The sequence below is a fragment of the Deltaproteobacteria bacterium genome, assembly GCA_030654105.1.
GTDB lineage: Bacteria > Desulfobacterota > SM23-61 > SM23-61 > SM23-61 > JAHJQK01.
Window position 1 is genome coordinate 1 of record JAURYC010000320.1, and the last position, 5879, is coordinate 5879.

At 50.5% G+C, this 5879-nt stretch carries 4 protein-coding genes; all 4 read left to right on the forward strand.

Annotated elements, in window-relative coordinates; all coding sequences use genetic code 11:
* The first annotated feature begins 154 nt into the window (after nt 1–154).
* The 4 genes from rpoD (at nt 155) to Q7V48_14045 (ending at nt 5455) form a co-directional block, all read left to right on the forward strand.
* Entirely contained in the window at nt 155–1825 is a 1671-nt protein-coding gene (gene rpoD, locus Q7V48_14030; GenBank protein MDO9211845.1) for an RNA polymerase sigma factor RpoD, read from the forward strand.
* A 504-nt stretch (nt 1826–2329) separates the two neighbouring features.
* The gene (locus Q7V48_14035) at nt 2330–2860 is read left to right on the forward strand and encodes a hypothetical protein (GenBank protein MDO9211846.1); all 531 of its coding nucleotides are present in this window, start codon (nt 2330–2332) and stop codon (nt 2858–2860) included.
* Nucleotides 2861–3097: 237 nt separating this feature from the next.
* Nucleotides 3098–3415, forward strand: coding sequence for an RNA-binding protein (locus tag Q7V48_14040; protein ID MDO9211847.1), 318 nt, complete (start codon nt 3098–3100; stop codon nt 3413–3415).
* A gap of 648 nt (nt 3416–4063) precedes the next feature.
* Nucleotides 4064–5455 carry a radical SAM protein gene (locus Q7V48_14045; protein ID MDO9211848.1) on the forward strand — a complete coding sequence of 464 codons (1392 nt, stop codon included), beginning with the start codon at nt 4064–4066 and terminating at the stop codon, nt 5453–5455.
* Nucleotides 5456–5879: the final 424 nt, after the last annotated feature.

Below are 5879 nucleotides of genomic sequence, written 5' to 3' on the forward strand. Positions count from 1 at the left end.
CCTAGAGCAGGACAGGCCTGCTACACCCTGCCGCCACAGGCAGGAATGTCCCCACTTCGGGGTAATACCTTACTAATATGGAGTTCCTTACGGGGTTTCATAGGAAAAAACTTAATTGGAAAGAAATCAAATAAATAGAGACAAGGAAAGAAGTTTGAAAGAATGGGTTCCCAAGAGATCCTACAGATCTGAGTTCCGCCAAGGGCGGGACGAAGATGCCCTGATCATATCCGATGAGTTAGGTTTCGATGTGGTCAGCGAGTTTCCGGGATTGAAAGTGGAGCATGAGAATGTTCTGGTGAGGAAAGAGGAGGAGGTCGTTGAATACAAGGTGGAGCCCTTTGGAAAGGCGGCGGATTCGGTTGGTTTTTACTTGAAGGAGATGGGAGCGTTCCGCTTACTGACCCGGGAAGGGGAGGTGGAGATTGCCAAGAGGATCGAAAGTGGACAGCAAGGGGTGTTAAGCGTGGTGCTCAATTGTCCCATTGCTGTCAGGGAAGTTATCAACCTTGGAAGCGCCCTCCGTGCTGGAAAGATAGAGATCAAAGAGGTGACCGATGAGACCGACGATGGAGAGACGAGTGTTGAGGAAGAACAGATCCAGAAGAAGAGGGTTCTCAACTTAATCAATAAAATTCGGAAGGGAGAAGAGCACATTCGAATTCTCCGGGGGGATTTGAGGCTCAGGAATAAAGAAGTTCCAACCAAGAGGGTTCAGGAAAAAATTTGGAAGAAACAGGCTGAGATATTCGATGCCTTTAAACGGATCAACTTGAATGAAAAACAGACTAACCGAATCGTCCAGAAGTTGAAGCAGTGGAACATCCGGATGGAAAAGGCTCAAAGGGAAGTGGAAAAACATGGGGAGGATTTAGGGGTCTCAGTCCAGGCAGTCAGAAAGTCTTTGAAGATGATCAAGAAGAAAGTGCCTAAGGGAAGTCCTTTTTACCTGGCTGACAAGCTAAAGGATTGGGAGGAGATGAGCAGGATTGCCCGGAATGTCAGAAGGAAGGTAGGCAGAATGGAGGTGGAGTGTGGCCTTTCTTTGGATCAGCTTAAAGAAACATTGAGGGTTATTGAGGCAGGGGAGGCCAAGGCCAGTGAAGCGAAGAGTGAATTGGTGAAGGCCAATTTGAGATTGGTCATCTCCATTGCCAGGAAATACTTGAACCGAGGACTTCCGTTTCTGGATTTGATCCAGGAGGGGAATATCGGGTTAATGAAGGCAGTCGATAAGTTCGAATACCAACGGGGCTATAAGTTTGCTACCTATGCAACATGGTGGGTCCGGCAGGGCATCACGCGGGCCATTGCCGATCAAACCCGGATCATTCGTATCCCTGTCCACATGACCGAGGGCATCAACAAACTGAACCGAACCTCTCGAACCCTGGTTCAGCAGATTGGAAGAAAACCCACTCTGGAGGAAATCGCCGAAAAAATGGAGATTTCTCTGGAAAAAGTGCAAAAGATTTTGAATATCACCCAAAAGCCCATTTCCCTCGAAACCCCTATCGGTAAGGAGGGAGATAGCCGCTTGGAGGATTTTATTGAAGATAAAGAAGTAATTTCCCCTCAGGATGCAGCAATAAATCTCAATATGACAAGTCAGATTCAAAGAGTCCTATCGACACTTAGCAAAAGGGAGGAGAAGATTATGAGGCTGCGGTTCGGGATCGGAGAGAAGCACGACCATACCCTTGAGGAGGTGGGACAGGACTTTGATCTTACCCGGGAGCGGATCCGACAGATTCAGGACAAGGCCTTAAGGAAGTTGAAACATTCCAGCCGGGCCAATAAACTAAGGAGTTTCATCGAAAACTAAAAAGGAGAACGACCATGAATATTTATGTCGGAAATCTGTCTTAGTGCTTAGTTGCGGAAGTTCGCATTGTATTTTTTGCGATAATTTCGACCAGCTTTGTCGTAGCCCGGGGGGCAGGGTGCTGAGCGCGGGCAGCATCGGCCGGGAAATGACAATGTGCTTATTCTTCTTGACAAAGATAATAAAATACATTAATCTACGCATAGTTACTTTGGGCTTCTTTCCGAAGCCGCTTTATCAAAGGTGGGGAATTCCCTTAAGGGACCGCAAAGCGCCTCTTCTTTAACTTTCTTTCCCTTTTCTTCCCTTATTCTATTCAACTCATTTCAATAACCTTCTGTATTCAGCTGTTTCTAGCGATATTAACAACTCAGCCATTTTGATGGCGGTAAGGGAGGTGATTTGTATCCGCTGCAGCAATATTATTACCCAGACAATCTCACTCAAAGAAGGGGATGGATATTGGGGGACGTAAATTCTTAAAAAATAAAAGGAGGGTAAGATATGCATTACACGAAGATCTTCACAATCTTAGCTTTAAGTCTGGCCGTGGGGTTTTTGGGTTGTACTACGGATAAGAAGGTAGAGGCTCCCACACAAGAGCAAATCACTAAAAACTTGGTTCCACCGAAGGCTGAGGTTAAGGGGCCGGCTTTTCTTGTAGAACTTAACGACATGAAGGTCGTCACGACCGTAAACCTAGCTTCCAAAGAAATCGTCGAGACGCCGAGCCTCAAGGGTAGCATCAAGATAACTAATAAATCGAAAGATATCCTGGACATCCAAGCAGTTACCCTCGAATACTTGGACGAAGCTGGGAAGCCAATCCCTTATAAACCCGATGAGAAAATAATGAAGGTTTATCCGTTTTGGAAGGTTCTTCAGCCTGAAGGTATTGCCGAAGGGTCTTTGGACGTCACGATCCCAATGAAAGCTATCAAGGAAAAGTCCCTTAGAAAGATAGAAGTCAACCTGGTCTACGTTCCCTCTCCTCTTAAACGAGAGACTTTGACTGTGTCTGGAAAGGTTGAATAGTTCCTGATGTCAATGCACCCGGCGTGGGACTTTATATTGTCCAACGCCGCATGTTTCATGCGAGTGGGGATTTAATTCGCTCCCTGCAAAGCCGGATGGAATGGGGGAAGTCGCTGACCCACCGTCCCAAACCATTCGGGCATCCATGAAAGTAAGTAAACGTGGCGAACGCTGAAATGCGGGCGCTACCCATCAAAGTCGTCCCCTGAGACGACGTGAAAAGGAGAGTCAAAAAGTATGGCTAAAAAACTATTTGTAGGGGGTCTGAGCTGGGACACGACGGATGACGGTCTCCGCCAAGCGTTTCAGGTCCATGGGGAAATCACCGAAGCCAAAGTCATCACAGACCGTGAAACAGGGCGCTCCCGGGGGTTTGGATTCGTGACTTTCGCGGAGGATGAGAATGCGAAATCGGCGATCTCCAAGCTGGATGGCAGTAGCCTTGACGGCAAGACCATTAAGGTGAACGAGGCCCAGGAAAAGAGTCCTCGCGGAGGCGGCCGATCCGGCGGTGGCTTTGGGGGCGATCGTGGCGGCGGACGCAATCGCTGGTAGCTCCGCAAAAACGGGGAAATAAGTTTTCCCTTACCACCTTGATAGCACTACTGATATCTGGGGAAAAGGCAGGGTCTGAACGGCCCTGCCTTTTTGATCTATGAAAAACTTAAAATAAATATTTAGGAAGTGAATTTATATGCTAAAATCATTACTTTCCAACCCATTTAAATTGTTTTGATTTGATTTATAGGTCATTAGCCGATGCCTGTTCGTTTGGGTGATTACTACAGCGGCCGACAGGCGTTAACAAATTTCGGGAGCGACCGACAAAAGTCCAAAACTATGACCCAGTCGAAAACCTTTCCTTGTCCCAGCGCGCGTTTTTCAGAGCTGATACCATCAACCCAGAGTTGGCTTGCGCGAGAGGGTTTTAAGTGTCAGAAGCTTCAGACCGAAGATGGTGGCACTTTGCTTCAAATCGAAAAGGTTGGGGGATGGCGCAAATTTGTGGGAATGTCTACGGCACTTAACATTGTTTTTCATAAAGTTGAGAACATGGTGAACGTGGAAATTGGTGCTGGACGATGGATTGATAAAGCCGCTACAGGCTATTCCTAGGCCAACGAGCAGTAATTGCAACACTCCCTTCATGAAACCAGCATTGAGAAAAAGAAGGAGAAAAGGCAAATCCCTATCCATGAGTGAATGCACGCCATGCGATTATATCTGATCAACCCCTCCAACCCGCTTGTCAGCATGGTCAAAGTCAAGGAGAGCCGCTGGAACCGTTACCGCGTGTGGAAACCGCTCAGCCTTATGGTTCTCGCGGGCCTGACCCCACCGGAGTGGGAAATCTCGATCGTGGACGAGAACCTCGGCGCGCCGGACTATCCGGCCATGCCTCGGCCTAACGTGGTGGGCATTACCGCTTTTACCTCGCAGGCGAACCGCGCCTATGAAGTGGCCACTCACTTCCGGCGTCTGGGCGTGCCCGTCGTCATGGGTGGCATTCACGCAACCATGTGCGTGGACGAGGTCAGGGAGCATGTGGACTCAGTCGTCACGGGGGAAGCCGAGGGCATCTGGCCGCAGGTCCTGGAGGACGCACGGCATGGCAGCCTGAACCGCCGGTATGACGGAGGGCTAGCCGAGTTAAACGATGTCCCGTTCGCCCGTCATGATTTGCTGGCCACGGGATATGCCTTCGGATCCATTCAGACCACACGCGGCTGTCCATTGAACTGCAGCTTTTGCAGCGTGACGGCGTTCAACGGGGCCCACTACCGGCAGCGACCCATTCCGGATGTCGTGCGGGAATTCCAGTCGGTCCGTGAGAAACTTGTTCTGGTGGTGGACGACAACCTCATCGGCACGCGCCCTGAACACATCGCCCGCGCCAAGGACCTGTTCCGCGCCATGGCCCGGGCGAACCTGCGAAAGGAATGGGTTGCCCAAGCCACCATTAACTTCGCCGATGACGAAGAACTCCTGGCGTTGGCCGCGAAGGCGGGGTGCAGCGGCGTCTTCATCGGCTTTGAATCCCCCGCGCCGGAAGGGCTTCGGGAGCTCGGCAAGAAATTCAACCTTCTGAAGGGCCGGGACTTCCGCGCCTCCGTGCGGCGCATACAGCGGCACCGCATGCTGGTCGCGGGTTCCTTTATCATCGGGTTGGACATAGACGAACCGGGCATCGGCAAACGTATCGCCGAGGTGGCCCGCGGGTACGGCGTGGACTATCTCAACGTGCTGTTTCTGACGCCCTTGCCCGGCACGCGCCTGTGGGACCAGATGAAATCGGAGGACCGCATCGCCCTCGATGCGTTCCCGGAAGACTGGAAATACTATACGCTGACCTTCCCGGTGGCCCGGTATAAGCATTTGTCTCTGGACGGCATCATCCAAGAAATGGTCTCCTGCAACCGGAACTTCTATTCCCTGCCGCGCATTCTGCGCAGGGTGGCCGGCAATTTGTGGCAACGCCGCAAGCCGCTGATCAGCTTGGTGGGCAATCTCTCCTTCAGGGGCAACCTCCGTGTGAGCGGCAAGGCATACGCGGACTTCCAGCGTCAACGGGGCAATCTTCACGACGCTGCTTGAGGCCCAAGTGCTTATAGAGAACTGGTGGAGGGAAACAGGTGGCGCAGGTCTTTCCTGGGAGATTCCGCCCCCCAGTCGACCTGCTGAATCTCCTCCAGTTCGTTAAGCGCAGCCCTTGAAAAATCGGGCAGAAAACCGCGTCCCTTCATCACCCGGTAAGCGATCCGCTCCAGGATACCTTTTCGTCTTCCATTAGGAGGAGATAACATGGGTCAATTATAATCCCTGCCCATCTATTTCTTAATCCTGTTGGATTATTCAATATTTTTTTACCTAATGCAATCCCTTAGGCGCATTACCCTCTGTGGTTCTTCCTTTCCTGGCGTCTACATATTGTGGTCCAGGCCTTTGCGTCTCTTTCCACTTACCATCCGATGAAGTATTCTCTTACGTTGGCTTGCCTAAATTACATTATTTTTTCTTT

Excerpts from the sequence above, each read along its gene's own strand:
- Q7V48_14035 (MDO9211846.1), top strand. The coding sequence starts at position 2,330 with ATGCATTACACGAAGATCTTCACAATCTTAGCTTTAAGTCTGGCCGTG.
- Q7V48_14040 (MDO9211847.1), top strand. The coding sequence starts at position 3,098 with ATGGCTAAAAAACTATTTGTAGGGGGTCTGAGCTGGGACACGACGGAT.
- Q7V48_14045 (MDO9211848.1), top strand. The coding sequence starts at position 4,064 with ATGCACGCCATGCGATTATATCTGATCAACCCCTCCAACCCGCTTGTC.